Source organism: Mucilaginibacter gracilis, from assembly GCF_003633615.1.
GTDB lineage: Bacteria > Bacteroidota > Bacteroidia > Sphingobacteriales > Sphingobacteriaceae > Mucilaginibacter > Mucilaginibacter gracilis.
The window spans coordinates 205500-220635 of the sequence record NZ_RBKU01000001.1; the positions used below are offsets into that span (position 1 = coordinate 205500).

14 protein-coding genes are annotated in these 15136 nt (G+C 39.1%); 13 read left to right on the plus strand and 1 reads right to left on the minus strand.

Annotated features, from left to right (window positions below):
* Positions 1-337: 337 nt before the first annotated feature.
* From BDD43_RS00855 to BDD43_RS00865, 5 genes are all read left to right on the plus strand, one after another.
* The gene (locus tag BDD43_RS00855) at positions 338-904 is read left to right on the plus strand and encodes a hypothetical protein (protein ID WP_121195739.1); all 567 of its coding nucleotides are present in this window, start codon (positions 338-340) and stop codon (positions 902-904) included.
* A gap of 78 nt (positions 905-982) precedes the next feature.
* Positions 983-1108 carry a hypothetical protein gene (locus BDD43_RS30735; protein ID WP_262707398.1) on the plus strand — a complete coding sequence of 42 codons (126 nt, stop codon included), beginning with the start codon at positions 983-985 and terminating at the stop codon, positions 1106-1108.
* Between the two features lie 2 nt (positions 1109-1110).
* A complete protein-coding gene (locus BDD43_RS29840) occupies positions 1111-1287 on the plus strand; it encodes a hypothetical protein (RefSeq protein ID WP_162846948.1) in 177 nt (58 codons plus the stop codon).
* On the plus strand, positions 1284-1775 hold the full coding sequence (locus tag BDD43_RS00860; protein ID WP_121195741.1) for a J domain-containing protein: 492 nt from the start codon (positions 1284-1286) through the stop codon (positions 1773-1775). The genes BDD43_RS29840 and BDD43_RS00860 overlap by 4 nt, the downstream gene beginning before the upstream one ends.
* A gap of 39 nt (positions 1776-1814) precedes the next feature.
* A complete protein-coding gene (locus BDD43_RS00865) occupies positions 1815-2252 on the plus strand; it encodes a DUF6908 domain-containing protein (protein WP_147425538.1) in 438 nt (145 codons plus the stop codon).
* Between the two features lie 457 nt (positions 2253-2709).
* On the opposite strand, the gene BDD43_RS00870 is transcribed toward BDD43_RS00865, so the two are convergent.
* On the minus strand, positions 2710-3684 hold the full coding sequence (locus tag BDD43_RS00870; protein ID WP_121195744.1) for a hypothetical protein: 975 nt from the start codon (positions 3682-3684) through the stop codon (positions 2710-2712).
* A 146-nt stretch (positions 3685-3830) separates the two neighbouring features.
* On the opposite strand from BDD43_RS00870, the gene BDD43_RS00875 reads away from it, so the two are divergent.
* The 8 genes from BDD43_RS00875 to BDD43_RS00905 all read left to right on the plus strand — a co-directional run bounded on the left by BDD43_RS00875 (position 3831) and on the right by BDD43_RS00905 (position 15121).
* Positions 3831-5687: a P-loop NTPase fold protein gene (locus BDD43_RS00875; RefSeq protein ID WP_121195745.1), complete on the plus strand. Its 1857-nt coding sequence runs from the start codon at positions 3831-3833 to the stop codon at positions 5685-5687.
* 69 nt (positions 5688-5756) lie between these two features.
* A protein-coding gene (locus tag BDD43_RS00880) for an IS630 family transposase (protein ID WP_233276784.1) occupies positions 5757-6889 on the plus strand; the annotation gives its coding sequence in 2 pieces (ribosomal slippage) (positions 5757-6186 and positions 6186-6889; 1134 coding nt in all).
* A gap of 30 nt (positions 6890-6919) precedes the next feature.
* The gene (locus tag BDD43_RS00885; RefSeq protein ID WP_121195747.1) at positions 6920-10516 is read left to right on the plus strand and encodes an NACHT domain-containing protein; all 3597 of its coding nucleotides are present in this window, start codon (positions 6920-6922) and stop codon (positions 10514-10516) included.
* 64 nt (positions 10517-10580) lie between these two features.
* Positions 10581-11033, plus strand: a complete 453-nt coding sequence (locus tag BDD43_RS00890) for a hypothetical protein (RefSeq protein ID WP_121195748.1) — start codon at positions 10581-10583, stop codon at positions 11031-11033.
* Positions 11034-11367: 334 nt separating this feature from the next.
* Complete coding sequence (locus BDD43_RS00895) at positions 11368-12345, plus strand: SIR2 family protein (protein ID WP_121195750.1); 978 nt, start codon at positions 11368-11370, stop codon at positions 12343-12345.
* A 114-nt stretch (positions 12346-12459) separates the two neighbouring features.
* Entirely contained in the window at positions 12460-12606 is a 147-nt protein-coding gene (locus BDD43_RS29845; protein WP_162846949.1) for a hypothetical protein, read from the plus strand.
* On the plus strand, positions 12593-14347 hold the full coding sequence (locus BDD43_RS00900) for an ATP-binding protein (RefSeq protein ID WP_121195752.1): 1755 nt from the start codon (positions 12593-12595) through the stop codon (positions 14345-14347). The genes BDD43_RS29845 and BDD43_RS00900 overlap by 14 nt, the downstream gene beginning before the upstream one ends.
* A 12-nt stretch (positions 14348-14359) precedes the next feature.
* A complete protein-coding gene (locus BDD43_RS00905; RefSeq protein WP_121195753.1) occupies positions 14360-15121 on the plus strand; it encodes a hypothetical protein in 762 nt (253 codons plus the stop codon).
* The last annotated feature ends 15 nt before the right edge of the window (positions 15122-15136 follow it).

The following is a 15136-nucleotide window of genomic DNA, read 5'->3' on the forward strand; positions in this document are numbered from 1 at the left end:
CTTTTTATATCACAAATTTCTGATTCGTCAGCTACACGGCAAGACCGGGCCTCCGGTTTTGAAAAAAAAATCTTCCTCGCATTTTTCTTGGGTTGCCTTCGGCGGGTTTGTTTCCGAGCGTATTTTTTTTCCAAAAGTCTTGCCTTAGTAGCGGACTTATTCAGGTGAGTTGCTCAATAAAAAGCGAGCGAGCGTGTGCGAGCCACTTAAAAATTGAACACAAAAAGCACCTGTATGAAACACTTAAAAGGAAGAGCGCCACCCGAACGGTAGACAGCCAACCGCAGACCGTTCACAGCCAAATTATTCAAATCAGAAACATTAAAAATCAGTAATCATGAAAATCAACGAAGCAAAAAACAACAATAGCGCATCAGCAAACGGAACAGCAAACACCGCTAACCCTGTAACTGCCGACAAAAACAAAGTGGCATTTGTAAACAGTAACCCCGTTAACACCGTGTCAAAGCCTAAAGACGAGGCGCAGAAACCCGACGATGAAAAGAATGTTCAGGCAGAGCCGGCCAAAAAGGATGCGCCGACAGTTGAAGAGCCAAAATCCGAGCAACCAAAGGCAGAGGTAAAACCCGAACCTTTTAAACCAGTGATGAATTTGGACAGCACGGTAAAGGTAGTTTTAGACCTCAACCGCAAAATACAGCATCGTAACAGGATGCAAACCATTGTGGCCAATCTGGACGAGTTCACGGTAAAGCAGGAAGAAGCGGGCGAGGAAACAGGCGCAAACAGCTTGCAGGGCTGCGAACTTATTATAAGGGACGACCAGGGGCGCACATTCAGCACCAAAAATGCAAACCTTATTCAGCAATCCGCACAGTTTATCAATAGCCTGTGTGTGGAGAAGATAGCGGAAATAGAAGCCGAAATTATCATCCCTGCTTAAATATAATGCTTAACGCCTCCTGTCTGCACTAAGACAAGGAGGCGTTTAAAATTCACCTACACAGCAAATTCAACGCAAATGTACGAACTATTTATAGAGCTGCTTGACCAATTGTATTGGAACGGGTACGGTGTCGAGTTTCAGGAAACTAACCTCGATGCTTTTAACAGGCAATTAGCCGAGTTCAGCAATAACAACTATTAGCCATGAAAGACACCCTATTTCTATTTATTAAGGTAGTGGTAGAAACTACCCACCTTAACATACATACTGCCATTGACGAACTGCAAACTGAAACTGACTATCATATCGGCAGTACGCCCAATGTAAAAGTGCTGGAAACAGAGATCATAGAATTACACACCCAAAATCTAAACTTATGAAATGGTTTAATGAGTGTAAGAGCATTGAAGATGTAAAAGCTGAGTACAAACGGCTGGCTAAACTGTACCACCCTGATTTAGGAGGCGATACAGCAACGATGCAGGAAATAAATAAGGCTTACGCATTTGCCTCCGCAAAAGCCATCAAAAGGGCTAATCTTTCCGAGGAAGAAACAGAAAACGAAATCCTGTCATCGGAAGCGTACCGCAAGGCTATAGAGGCCATTATTTACTTGGATGGAATTTTAATTGAGTTGGTCGGCGCGTGGATTTGGGTAACGGGTAACACCCGCCCCAATAAGGAAATACTAAAAGCCGCAGGGTTTTTATATGCTTCTAAAAAAGTAGCATGGTATTTCAGAACGGCTGAATACAAAGTAAGCAAGGGAGGTAAAAAGAGCCTTGACGAAATCCGTGAAAAATACGGCAGTGAAGTAATTAACGGTAATAACGCCAGCCGACACAAACATCATTTTTTAAGGAGTTAATTAAAGCGGAGGCGCAACCGTTCAAAGGGCGCATTTTTTATGAAAACATTAAATCAAAACAGTACCGCTATATTTTGCCGTCTTATTGAACTGATGAATGGCAACGAGCATTTGAAAATTACAAACGACCCTTTCATGCCTTTAACAATCGAAAAAATCGGTGAGGATATTATTACCCCAATAGGCGTAGGTTGTGCATACAGCCTCTGCCACTACTATGAACAAAACGGCGATCTGATGCAAGACCCTGAAATGTGCTTTTTAATACTGGATAACCGTGCAGATGATGTTAAGGAACTTTCAAAAGTTACCATAGCACCCTTTATGTTTCAACAAGCTAATTTGGGTATCTACCAAGAAAGTATTGAGTTTGCCAACCAAATTATGGGCGAGGTGCATACAGAGATGCAGGCCGACCACGCAGAATTTGCCGATATGTGGTTAGGCAATATTAAACTACAGGGATTTTTAAAGTAAAAACGAAACTCATAATTTTCAGCCTTGTCTTTTATTAAGACAGGGCTTTTTTTGTTTGTTTAAAATTTGCTAAAGCGCGTCAAGGCTGTACTCAAAGTAAGTGCTTTTATTTTGCTTAGAAATCACTTCAAACAGAAATACATTACTTTACGGCCAGAGGTTCTGCATGGGGCGTAATGATGGATAATGACCAAGCCACTTTTATACATTAGGAAATGTAAAGCCCTGCAAACAGAGGTGATTTCGAGTTGTGTGAGTGACGTGATTTCTCTCCGGGTGAGCGGCGAGCCTGCAAGCGATAGTACCTGACATATTCGCCTATTTTGGTTGATTACTAGTGTGATTTCTGTTGCAGAAGCTTGAGTATCGTATTGGTTTTGATCCATAATTATAAACTTTGCCACTAAAATCGCTGTTAGCCAGGCGATAATTATTGCTGCAAGCAAATAGCAAGGAACTAAGACATCAATATTTTTTTATAGCGCGATATTTCCGATTTACGTCGATTTTCATCAACTACTTTAAGACCCGACTGGAGCGCTTGTCTACGCCCGGCGTTGCCTGTTAATTTTTTTAGTGCGTCAATTAGCTTTTGCTGTGGTAAAGAATTAGGATGATCAACTAAAAATGACAATTCGTGTAAAGCATATAGCAGATAGGCTATTTTTACCCCTTTAATGTTTTGAAAATGTTTTACTATCACCGGGATTGATCTCTTTCCCTCATCTGTTAAAAAATCTTCAAAATTCAATGCTAATTCCGGATTTGGCATTTGTGGGTTTGAATTTTGAATTGATAATAAAGGGGCCATTTTTGAAGCATATAATTCCAGGTCTTTGAAGCTATCTAAGTAGTATTTTTCATAATCAGTAACCGGAACATTTTTATGTTCCCTATACTTTTCATCCTTTAATAAGATACGGTTAATTTCTATCAGATCCATATGGGTTCCAGCAGGATCATTTTTTAGAGCTGCTTGAACAATTTCATTCTGGAAATCAATCTCCATTTGCATAACTATATCATTGACCCTTAAAAGCCTGATCTCCAATAAATCGCCAACGCAGTGGTTATAATGACAGATTCCGAGACTGGTATCGGAAAAGAAATCTGCAACCTCAAGAAAATAGTCATAATGATGACTCATGATCTCTGCGGTTTCAGGTTGATACATTCCAGAATGAAATAAAATCTTATAATGCGCAATCTTATTTCTTATACCCGTCAGGAAGGATAATTTACCCATAGAACATTTTGGGCAGCCGTAGACAGGAGGATTAACAATACTTTGGTATTCGCTTAGGTTCTGTTGATATAGCGTTTTCTGTTTATCAATATAAGCCCGGATATCTCCTTGCGTGAGGTCATCTTTCCCTAGTAATTCCAATATTTCTTTTCTAATATAAGGATTACCGTCTTTATCAAATTCCATTTATAGTTGATTCGCTTTTTCACTAAGGTAAAGATATTTTTTTGCACCATTTTGCGTACCTCCAATTACAGTTTAAATGCTATTCAATTGAAATCTTGATAAGGGCTTTTTTGTACATTTACAATTCTGAACCGGCCAATCTGATCATGCTAAAAAACAGCCACGTTACTAACTATTTAGATTATTACTGTACTTTATCCAACAGCCCTGAGTTTGCCGTTATGTTGCGAGGCAATTGGGGAAGCGGTAAATCTTGGTTCATAAAAAAATACATTGAAAGTCATTCGCCGGAAAATTTCTTGTACGTTAGTTTATATGGTGTTACCTCATATGCAGAGATAGAAGAATCCTTTTTTGCCCAGTTACATCCTTTTTTGGCTTCAAAAGGAATGAAATTTGCCGGTAAATTATTGAAAGGCGTGATCAAGACGACCATTAAAATCGATCTGGATACTGCAAAAAAAGACGAATTGACTATTGGTGGCGGTCTTCCCGACATTCGGTTGCCGGACTATCTAAGTAAACTTGACGGTAAAATACTTGTCTTTGACGATTTGGAACGTTGTTCTATTCCGATTTACCAAATTATGGGATATATCAATCAATTTGTAGAAACCAGTGGAATGAAAACCATCTTGGTTGCAAATGAAGATGAAATTGTAAAACTTGACGAGGAACAGGATAGTAAAGATAACGCCAGACGATACCTGACTATCAAGGAGAAGCTGGTCGGCAAAAGTTTCGAGATCGAAACGGACATGGAGGCGGCCCTGGATGATTTTATTGGATTGGTGCCGGATGAAGAATCCCGCGCTTATCTTAACACACATAAGTTCCTGATCGTAATATTATTTATCATGGCGGGTTATAAAAATCTTCGCCATTTGAAACAGGCTCTGTTGGATTTCGATCGGTTTTATGAATTACTTGATAACGAGGTTAAAAATTGCGAAGATCTGATGGATCATTTATTTAATTTATTTCTTCTCATCTCATTTGAAATAAAAAAAGGAGCCATTCATGAAGATGACTTGGAACAATTGTTTAGTTTTTCTCATTTGGTTCGTAAAGAAACGGATGGCAAATCAAAAACACAGGTTATTAGGGCAAAATATCCGATATTCAAAACCTTTGGCTTTCACCCACTTGAAGGCAGTACCTGGACTAGGTTATTCAAAGCTGGAACAGTAGATCGAAACGAACTCAATCAGGAGCTTAAGGCAACCAGCTACCTTTCAAAAGAGGAACAACCGGAGTGGAAACGATTGTATTTTTTTAAATCGCTAAAAGACGAAGAATTAAATCCCGTTTTTGACGTGGTTTATGCAGAATTTGCGGCGCTAAGTATCAACAACCCCTATTATATTATACAAATTACCGGCATCCTGCTTTTTCTAACATCCCATAAATTGATTGAGTTCGATCAGGACACGATTATTCAGCTTGGTAAGGGTAATTTAAACGCAATGAAAGCACGCGGCGAACTGGAGATACAAAACCCTGATGAATTTCCTGGGGATCACAGCCATAGTTTGGGTTATGCGGGCATAGAGCAAACTGAATTCAAAGCATTTTTAAAATATGCTGCTGATATGGTAAAGCAAAATGAGCTTGAAAAACAACCGATCAAGGCGGGTGAACTCATGTCTGCGCTAAAGACTTCGGTAAAAAGTTTTACGGATAAGCTAAAAGCTGACCGGCCCGCCAACTTGGATTATGTTCGATTTCCGGTGTTAAAGCATGTTGATGCAGTTGAATTTGTAGATCATTTTCTGACATTATCCAATTCAGATAAGATTGCCATTTCCGATGCGCTTGAAACAAGGTATAGTTATTCCTATTCACGCCAGCTTCAACCAGAAAAAGCTTGGCTACAGGAGGTATTGGAATTGTTGACAGCTAAAAAGGGTGCTTATCACGGAAAGATTAGCGGTTATGATCTCGAACACATCATTATCCCCGCAATTTCCAAAAGTATCTCTACCATTCCTGACACTCAATAAAAATGATACTAGTGTTAAGTTAAATATAATATGACGTATAAAAGCGTATATTTGTAAAACAAATTACAGATGGTACGTTATACGATAAAACTTACAAAAGAGGAGGTTGGAGAGTTATACTCGATAATCAACAAGGGCTCCCATAGTTCTCAAACATTCCGGACAGCCTATATACTATTGAATTGTGATGAAGGGGAATATGCGGAGAAAATAACAAATGAACAGATCAGCAAAGTCCTGAAAGTAGGGATGCGAACGATAGACCGGGTGAAGAAAAAGTTTATTGAAGAGGGTTTTGAAGGTGTTTTAGATCGTCGCCCCACCAGCCGTGTTTATGAAACAAAATCAGATGGCGATGTAGAAGCGAAGCTGGTTGCCTTGTGTTGCAGCGAGCCGCCTGAGGGGTTTGCTAAATGGTCATTAAGGCTACTCGCCGATAAAATGGTAGAGTTGGAATATGTAGAAAGTATTTCGCATGTAACAGTAAGAAGTGTGCTTAAAAAAACGAACTTAAGCCTTGGAAAGTAAAGGGCTGGGTAATACCACCGGAAAAAAGCAGCGAATTTGTAGCCAATATGGAACGCGTATTGGATGTATACAAAAAACCTTATGATGAGGAATTTCCGGTTGTATGTATGGATGAGTCGCCAAAACAATTGATAGAAGAAGGGCAGCCCTCTCAAGCCATGAAGCCTGGCCAGGAGGCAAGAGTAGATTACGAGTACATAAGGCATGGGGTAGTCAATATATTTATGGCCAACGAGCCTTTGAGGGGCAAGCGCTTTGTAGAAATTACGGCGTTTAAAACCAAAAAGGACTGGGCTTTATTCGTAAAAAGAATAGCAGATGAATGGTACCCGACAGCGAAAAAAATAACTTTAGTAATGGACAATTTTAAAACCCATTCGGCCTCTGCATTTTACGAGACATTTGAACCAGCCGAAGCCAAAAGGCTATGGGATAGGTTTGAGTTTGTTTATACGCCCAAGCATGGAAGCTGGCTCAATATGGCCGAGATAGAATTGCATGTATTGAATGGGCAATGCCTAAACAGGCATATTTCAACAATGCTGAAGATCAATGAAGAGGTAGCGGCATGGCAACACAACAGAAATAATAAGAACAGCAAAATTAACTGGCAGTTCGAAAATAAAGATGCGCGAATAAAACTGAAAAGACTTTATCCGTCATTACACGATTAACATAACACTAGCCAACTTTGACTAACGTACATGGGAAAACTATTTGATGAATTCGGCAACTTGTCTTTTCATAACGAAGCCGAGGTAAGCCAGAACTTTATTTTACCACTATTACAAACCTATTTGGGTTATGCCTTGCAGGAAATTCTACCAGAGCATTACTATGCTGCTAAGGATGTTTACTCCGGGGTGAAATTTAGTGAAGGTGGTTCTAAAAGTTTGAATCACCGGCCTGACTTTGTCATTTGTCTGGATGGTGACGCCATGAAACCCAAATTTATCATCGACAGCAAGGGGCCAAACGAAGGTATCGATGACCACTTGGGGCAGCTAAGATCTTACGCTATCAGCGTTGGGAAAAATTTCCTAATGATGACGAATGGAAAGGAGTTGAAAGTTTATGATGTCAACACACTTCTTTTCTATTCAGCAGATATATCGGATCTACAGATTAAGCTTAGTTATTTGGTAGAACTGTTGGGCAGAGATAATCAGGCCATGAAGTCTGACATCCATATATTAAAAGAATTTAATTACGAGTACGCCATCAGCGGTGCGGGGGTAAGTTTGGCAGACCAGGAATTACAGAGGAAAAAGGTCATACTGGCGGATTTTCAGCCTTATTTGCGAAAGGTGAGTACTGATTTTATGAATTGGCACTTACCAACGCAACATTTTCAGGCAATAAACAACCTGGAGGCGCGGAAGATCGATCCAAACTTGCTGCTTTCTTTTCATTCGCATACTTCTAAAGATGATCGCCTTCCCGATAAAAGTCCGCTCAAACTCCAACAAATAGAAAGTGATGATGCCGTTCGAATTAAGCTTATTGTCGGTGAAACCGGTAGTGGTAAAACCTCCTTACTCCGGTACCTAGCTTACAAAGCGGCTCAGTTTTGTATAGACTATCAGGAAACCAGAATCCCGATCTTTGTTTCATTACGGGAGATTGGTCACGGTTATAAACTAGAAGACCTGATTCTCGCGGGATTGAATCGTAACGGTTATAGCTGCACTTCTTTTTTTGACTTGCCGGATAAAAATGATTTTATATTCTATCTGGACGCTTTCGACGAAATAGGAGAGGATTTTCGGCCCGAAGTATTTACGGCGATACAAAATTTGAGTCACAAGTCATTCTGTTATATAAGTACAAGACCAAATGCTCTGCCAGCATTCCGGCCTTCAGCTACTTTCGACCTGCTTCCTATCTCGGAAACACAGATTAAAGAGATAGTTCGCCAGCATATTGATAGCCGTTATTATGAATTTCAACGACAGATTGATGATCATAATCTCCGTGCAGAGTCTGGTAACATTCTGCTTTTGCTCTTTTTGATCTCACTTTTTAAAGAATCGGGAACGCTTCCAGGAACAGTCAGTAAGATTATTGCCGCTATAGTGGCGCGTGTCAAAATCTGGCAGGACGGCAAAAATCTACAGCATCAAGCTGTTAAATGGGAGGTCCTTGAGTCGCTTCTTGCGAGTTTGGCTTTTGAACTTTTCCACTCTGGTGAAATAGCGCTCACTTTGGCTGGCACAGAACGACTGTTGTTAATTGCATTGCCCGAATTGGAAAAGCAACGTAAACTTCCGCCAGGTATGACTACCGCAGAAGTTCTCGATATAATCGCTAAGACAGGGTTACTTATTGTCAATCATGATCACCTTTATTTCTGGCACCGGCTGTTTCTTAATCACTTTGCAGCACTTGGCTTAAAAGCAAAGTACCTTCAGGATTCCAATACCATAAGCACCTTAATTGCCGATGAGCGTTGGAATGTTGTAATTGTCGGCTTGGCCGCCTTACTGCCATCGGTGACAGGAGTAGTTAGTCAGCTTGAAAACAATCTTTGGCTATCTGGCTATTGCCTTGTCGAAAACAATAATTGCGGTGACAACGAAGCCGGACGCATCATTGCCAAATTGATCCAACAGACAAATTCAAGTGTGCCCGATGTACGCCAAAAAGCAGCACGTTATCTGAGCGTTATTGATTTGGCACCTGCCCGGCAATTTTTTTTTGATGTATTTGCCGGAGATTATCCTGCTGATATAAAAATGATTGCGTTGAGCACCATCGGCAAAACCCGATCTTCGGAAGCGAGAGCAATTATCTACCAACAACTTGATTGGGAAGAAAGCTCATTTTTAATGGGGCCGTCAGCGCAGGCTCACGTCGCCCGAGGACTTTATTATTACGACGAAACTGAACATTTGCAGATTGTTTCGAACTGGAAAAAAACCATGAACTACCTAATGGACCAGGAATGTAAAAACATTTTTATTGAGTTATACAGCCAGAACAGGCTTACCCCGCAGTTGATCGCAGCGTTGAAAGATCTGTATATTGACGAATATAAAGCCAAAGGTCACGGCATGGAAAAACTCGGAGCACTTGCTAAAATATTGTCGCTGGTACCTGATGATGTTTTTGCTGCGAAAATTCTTGACTTGCCTTTTATTGATAAAGAACTCTCCAAAGTAGACAGCATATATGAATTATTGAAGGAGTACCGCTCTCAGGCAGTAATCGAATTAGTGATAGCTAAACTATTTGATTCGGGTGAAGAACATTACATCGTAGAAAAACTGGCAGAAATTATTGTCGATAGCGCCTATGACGTGCCGAAGGAGACTTTCTTTAAATTAATTACTCACTCGGATAGTAATATTGCCTCTCATGCTATTGGAGCGCTTAAAAGGTTTTCATATGCAGAGGTAAAGGAAGTTGTAGAGCAGCATTTATATGCGGAACAGCCACAATTGCAAAGCTGGGCTGTGCGCGTATTAGTTGATAACGGGGAAATTGTCCGATTGGTTAGGTCCCAGAAATTTCCTCATAAATTTTTTACCCCCGGTGCGCATACATTGCTCAAAGGTGTTCGGCGTTTTCACCTTACCGAAGCGTTACCGTTAATGGAAAGAGTGTTTGAGGCTTTAGCCGAAAATAAGCGTTACGAATCAGAAGTGACTTTAGCGATGGATCTTGCTGGCTCCTATTATTTTCTTGGTACAATTAAAAAGCATACCGAAATCGTTAGCTGGTTTTTCGATGGCATCAGCTTTCTTCAAAAATCGGATAACTTACATTTTCACCTAATGAGGCACCTGAAATATATCGAACCTGAGTTGGCGGTGGCTGTAGCGGATTGTTATTTCCGCACTTATTTTCCAGACGGCGACCCCATTCGCTTTAAAACGGGTGTGTTCCTTGACGCTATTGATGATTTAGGCCAGTACGCACTTGTCCCTCGGGTAAAACAAATCGCCGAGGCGCTACTTAGTGATGCAAAACAGGCTCGAACTCATGCAGGATATGAACTAGAACGGCCAATGCGTAGCTTGGTCAAGTTGGTAACTTCGGCGGACGAGGACTGGATATTGGAACGGTTGGACGATATGAATTATAATGACGGTTTTGAATTTCCGCAACTTCGGCGAGCCGCCGAATGTTTGGCTTTTGCGGGTACAACAAAAGCTCTCTCATACTTACGACAAATAGCCAAACAACACTCCGAAAACGAGATAATCTTAAATGTTTGCCAGAATGCTTACGAGCAAATCTGTAGCCGCGAAAAGATCTTATTTGCCAATGGTGACTTATTGCAAGTACGAAATACATAACTAAATCACCATATATTGCGATAGGTAAAACGTACTAAACTATATTTAATTTTTATTATCCATTATGGCAGCAACAGACATTCCCTATTATAGCTTAGTTTTCGCCCTAATTAGTCTTCTGTTCTCAGGAACGTTAGTTTGGATTCGTATAGTAGAATATAGACGGGATAAAAAGGGAGTCGCTGTTTCTTACGCAATTACGGGTGATCCCAATGGCCATGACAGCATTTATTTAACGAACCTTTCTGCCGTTCCGATCTTAGTGGATTATTGGGAATTAGTTTGGAGAAGAAAGAATTTTCTGTTTTTCAATAATGATCAGCCAATCAATCTACATGCGGACGAAGATTTGCATATGGCTCTACAGCCAAGAACAAGAACATCACTGAATTTCGCAGATGAATATTCATTTAACTGGCATCCCAAAAACAAAGGAAAAGTTAATCTTTTTATCAAATTGCACATTGCAGGTAAATCAAAACCCAAGTATTTATTTGTTTATCGCCCGTTCGCATAAACCTGCTAAACTCCGCCACTAATAGACTTTGGCAGAGTTTGCTCGTTGTTTATTATAACGTGCTAAATATCAAATATGTAGACTCTACTGTATCGAATGCAGAGTTCTCAATAAAACAGCAGTATAGGATTAGCAACGCTGATTATAGTCACATATGCGCGTGCTACATTGAAATGAAGAGTTTTTAGGATAGTCGTACCTCTATTAAATGAATAACTAATTTACCTACGAGTTCTAATTTAGGTATTATTTTTTACTTAATAAATACATATTAGGAAATCCACCACAGTAAGGTTAGATTTGATATTATTAGTCAACCTTATCTAATTAATTTATGCCTCCAACACCTAAAAAAGAAACGAGATTACTTATTTCAGCTAATCAGACAATATCCCTTGTTTCAGAAACAGCAACTGGAGGTGTTGAAACAACAACGATAATGGTTAATGACTCACCGTTTAAATTTGTCGAGGATGCCCCTACCACAACACCAGAAAAGGTTGCTTTCGCTAACGGATTAAAACGAAACGCATACTCTACATTTCTAAAGGCGCATTTTGAAAATTTAGTTGTATTAACCGGAGCGGGATCTTCTGTGGGATGGGGTGGTTTAACGATGAAAGAGCTTTGGGATAAGGTAGAGACCAAATTAACCACTGCTGTATTGGAAAAATTTTGCCAAGAGGTTAAGTTTATTGGTAACGTTGCCCTATCAACTCTCTCAGAATCCGAAAAAGACTTAGAAAAATTGTTGTCTAAAGCCAATACTGCGAAAAATTTTGTTGTGTCGACTTTTGATATAGCTGGTACAATAGAAATATGTGAAGCTGAAATTTTCACTAATTGCAAAATCGGATTGAAAGACGATTCACCTCACGAAACTTTCCTAAATAAAATCACAAATAGAAAATTAAAAGACCCCAGAGTAAAAATTTTCACATTGAATTACGATACGTTATTTGAGCAGGCCGCGATCAACGGTAATTTTACTGTTATTGATGGTTTTTCGTTCTCTTCTCCAAGAACATTGAGCGGGAGGAATTTCGATTATGATATTGTCTATCGTGAAAAAAGCAGAATTAAAGAAGAAGAAAGCTTTGTTCCAAAAGTTTTTCATTTATACAAACCCCATGGCTCTGTTAATTGGGAGTTAAATGGGAAAGATCAGATTGTGATTAACGAGCATACTACGAAAGCTTTGATGATTTATCCAAAAGACAGCAAGTATGAAAACTCGTATGATCAGCCATTTTTTGAAATGATGTCGCGATTCCAACAAAACTTACGCAAGGATAATGTTTTATTGATTTAAGTAGGATTTAGCTTCAACGATAAACATATAGTAACTGCTATAAAAGAAGCTGTTAGTCAAAATCCAAGTTTTAGGTTACTTGTAATAATTAGAACTATTAGGGATACTGATGCTATGAAATGGTTTATTGACAAAGCAACAAAGCAATATAATGTTACCATTGTTGCTGAAGAATTTTTAGACTTTGCTCAACATTACCCCGCTTCTAAAGTTTATTCAGATAACCAATTTATAGTTCCTACAACGAATGGAGTACAATAAACCTTTTGATCATAACTATTTTATTGGTTATATAAGCCAAGTGTTCCCGGACTTTGTACGGGTACATTTCCCATCATCGGTGCTATTGAATAAATTTATCTTTTCGGGAGAAGAATTTAATGCGGGGTTGGTTGGTAACTATATTACAATAGAGGGTGAAAATCATGGTTTTTTAGGTAAAATATTGGAATTATCACTCCCGGAAAAAGAACGGTTGGTATTAAATGAAAATGATTTTCAACGAAAGGATTTTCATCCTGTTGGGAAAATCGAGATACTATTATCTTTTGATTATTTTAATATTGAAAAAGTTAGCAAGGGATTAAGTTGCTATCCTAATATCGGTTCCAAAGTATTTGTATGCGCTTCTGATTTTATTCAAAAGTATTTTAAGGGCTTTGGTTTGAAAGAAGAGAGCCGAGCTACAGCGCCTTTGTTTGACTTCGGAAAGTTAACATCTGATAATAAAACAACGATCGAAGTGGCGCAACAGGCCTTATTCGGCAGACATTGTGCAATTGTTGGAACTACAGGAGGTGGAAAAAGTTGGACAGTTAGTAAATGCCTCGAAGAAACTATCAGGAATAATGGCAAAGCAATCATTATCGATGCAACCGGGGAGTATTCATCTTTCGATGGAAAACCTAAAGTCTCAGCCGCAACTATTTTAGGAGACAATTGTTTTTTTCATTATTCTAATTTAAGTGTCGAGGATATTTTTGTCCTTTTAAAGCCTGCTGGTCAAGTTCAAGCACCCAAACTATTGGATGCTATTAAATCTTTAAAAATTCTAAATATTTTAGATAAAAACGTTGACAATGATAACATCAAAAAGCTTGCAGATGGTTCATTCAGTATTAAAATTAACGATACCAATTACGAAGATATAAAGGTTAACAATGGAACAATAAAAAAGTCGGGAGAAAAAAAAAGACCATATAATAGAATCTATAGTAAATTTATTAACGAGATTGAGAGCGAAAAAGCAGACTTTAACATTCTGGCGCTATCCGACCAAATAACCGCTGAATGTGTATGGGATAATGAAGGATTACAATGGGGGAATAGACAGGATACGCACTTAAACAATTGTATAAGTCTTATTCTAAGGTCTAATAGTCTACTGCACAATCAAAATTATGATAAGATTTTCGGGTTAAATAAACCAAAATCGGACCCAAACGAGCTGATTACTCAGGTTAATAGTTTTTTGACAAATAATGACTGTTTACTAAGAGTAAGCTTTGAATCAGTTGGGTTTGATTTTCAAATCAGGGAAATCTTAGCCAACGCCATCGGCAAGTATTTGTTATTAGTTTCCAGGACAGGGAAATTCAAACCGAAACCCTTAGTGCTATTTATCGACGAAGCTCATCAATATTTGAACAAACATGTTAAAGATGAATATTTTGAACAAACGCGTCTAAATTCCTTTGATCAAATTGCAAAGGAGTGCAGAAAGTACGGCTTGTTTTTATGTTTAGCTACCCAGATGCCCCGGGATATTCCTCCTGGAACTTTAAGTCAAATGGGAACTTTTATCGTACACCGCCTAATTAATCCTTACGATAAGGAGGCTATAGAAAATGCCTGCTCATCCGCTAACAGAAATTCGCTTTCTTTTCTCCCTATTCTTGGCGAGGGTGAAGCAATTCTTATGGGTGTTGATTTTCCTATGCCAGTAATACTAAAAGTTAATAAGCCTACAATCGAGCCAAATTCAAAAACGCCACAATTTTAGTACAGATACATAATGAGCATAACGAACATCAGACAGTTAGTAGTTGAGTTAGAAAAATTATTGGGCGACAGATATATTGTTGGATATGTGAACAACACTGTTCAATTTTTGATAAAGGAAGATGAAGACAGAGAACATAAGCGAAAGGAGTTTTTTGCATTGATCCAAGGCCTACGCCCGGAAATCAATCAGTTTTTTTTCGACGTCTTATATGAACAGGAGAGCGAAACCGGGATTACCTACAAAGTGGAGATTATGAATGATTTGATAAAACACTTCGGAGAGTTCGCAAGGGTGAGCGAAGTGCAGAATCAGATCATGATCGACGTAAGAGGCGGTGGCACAAAAGCTACATTGCTCGATGCTGCAAAAGCTATAGGAAAATATATTATTACCAATGTTTTAGCAGGCTACAATCCTCGTTATTCGGATCTTACATTCAGAATACGATATTTGACGGGCGCGATTCCTCTAATCTTAACAAAAGAAAATACCATCGTTTTTGACGGCTTGAGGTTTTTGGATACTACTGAATATAGGATTATTGAAGAACTGGCGGCTAATTCGGCAAATGAAATTATTACACTAATGCCACTTAAAAACGTCAGCATGGATACATATATTTTTGCCTTGGAAAATTTGCATGACAGTAGGGTCATTGAAATCGAGAATTTCCACCCCGAAACGATGGTAGACGGGCATGGCGGTGCGCATAATTATCCTGTTTCCTTTCAGGTTAAGTTGATTGAACAGGCTTACAGGAAGTTTTTGTAGCGTAAACCATCTTAG

Bases quoted from the DNA above. Each gene is read 5' to 3' on its own strand.
- BDD43_RS00865 (WP_147425538.1), top strand. From the start codon at position 1,815: ATGAAAACATTAAATCAAAACAGTACCGCTATATTTTGCCGTCTTATT.
- BDD43_RS00885 (WP_121195747.1), top strand. From the start codon at position 6,920: ATGGGAAAACTATTTGATGAATTCGGCAACTTGTCTTTTCATAACGAA.
- BDD43_RS00890 (WP_121195748.1), top strand. From the start codon at position 10,581: ATGGCAGCAACAGACATTCCCTATTATAGCTTAGTTTTCGCCCTAATT.
- BDD43_RS00875 (WP_121195745.1), top strand. From the start codon at position 3,831: ATGCTAAAAAACAGCCACGTTACTAACTATTTAGATTATTACTGTACT.
- BDD43_RS00860 (WP_121195741.1), top strand. From the start codon at position 1,284: ATGAAATGGTTTAATGAGTGTAAGAGCATTGAAGATGTAAAAGCTGAG.
- BDD43_RS00900 (WP_121195752.1), top strand. From the start codon at position 12,593: ATGGAGTACAATAAACCTTTTGATCATAACTATTTTATTGGTTATATA.
- BDD43_RS00870 (WP_121195744.1), bottom strand. From the start codon at position 3,684: ATGGAATTTGATAAAGACGGTAATCCTTATATTAGAAAAGAAATATTG.
- BDD43_RS00905 (WP_121195753.1), top strand. From the start codon at position 14,360: ATGAGCATAACGAACATCAGACAGTTAGTAGTTGAGTTAGAAAAATTA.
- BDD43_RS30735 (WP_262707398.1), top strand. From the start codon at position 983: ATGTACGAACTATTTATAGAGCTGCTTGACCAATTGTATTGGAACGGG.
- BDD43_RS00855 (WP_121195739.1), top strand. From the start codon at position 338: ATGAAAATCAACGAAGCAAAAAACAACAATAGCGCATCAGCAAACGGA.
- BDD43_RS29845 (WP_162846949.1), top strand. From the start codon at position 12,460: ATGAAATGGTTTATTGACAAAGCAACAAAGCAATATAATGTTACCATT.
- BDD43_RS29840 (WP_162846948.1), top strand. From the start codon at position 1,111: ATGAAAGACACCCTATTTCTATTTATTAAGGTAGTGGTAGAAACTACC.
- BDD43_RS00895 (WP_121195750.1), top strand. From the start codon at position 11,368: ATGCCTCCAACACCTAAAAAAGAAACGAGATTACTTATTTCAGCTAAT.